The following is a 778-nucleotide window of genomic DNA, read 5'->3' on the forward strand; positions in this document are numbered from 1 at the left end:
CAACTACACCGTCCGTTCGGCGTCCCAGGTCGCACCGAACTGTCTCGTCGCTGACGGTGACGGCGCCCAGATTCTCTTCTTCAACGGCATCACCGGTGGTGGTTGCAGCACGGTGTCCGCCCCGGTGAGTGTGACGGCGACGCCGCTCAACTCCTATTGCGGCTCCGGGGCGGCCGGTTTCAAAGCGTGGGGCAGTCTCACGCTGCCCGGTACCGTCACCACCGCTTACACGAACGCGACCATCACTCTGAAGGACCAGAACAATAACGTGATCACTGGGTTCAACGGTGTGACATTGGCTCCCGGTGCATCGCTGTCCTTGGCAACGATCCCCACGTCGGTGACGTCGATCACCGCAACTGTGACCATCAATGGAATCAACGACCCGACCGGGGTCACAAGTGCGCAGGTCGCAATCTCGTGGCAGGGCGATCCGCCGCAGATGTGCTTCCAGACGAGAGCCCCTGATGTGGCATGTGACGCGGCGGCACCGCTGATGCTTTCCAACACGGCTAACGCTGTCACCACGTCAGCGTCGGGCAGTGACGCGCCGAACGGAAATACGACCGGCGTCGTCCAGTTCGCCGACAAGGCTTCCTTGTTGCCAGCGGATTCGCAATGCGTTCTAGGCTTCCAGAAGGTGGCCTCGGTGCAAACGGCGAGACCTGGGGACAAGGTCACGTACACGATCCAAGTGATAAGTGCGGGGTCCCAGTCGTACAACAACGCCACGTTCAGTGACGACCTGACCGACGTGCTGAAAGACGCCACCTATAAC

The 778-nt window shown here is 61.1% G+C and carries 1 protein-coding gene; it reads left to right on the forward strand.

What is annotated here, in order from left to right; all coding sequences use genetic code 11:
* A partial coding sequence (locus ACPYOG_RS19190; protein WP_481295733.1) for a hypothetical protein occupies positions 1 to 778 on the forward strand: 778 nt, incomplete at both ends.

The sequence above is a fragment of the Leifsonia sp. HAY1-4F genome, from assembly GCF_056755275.1.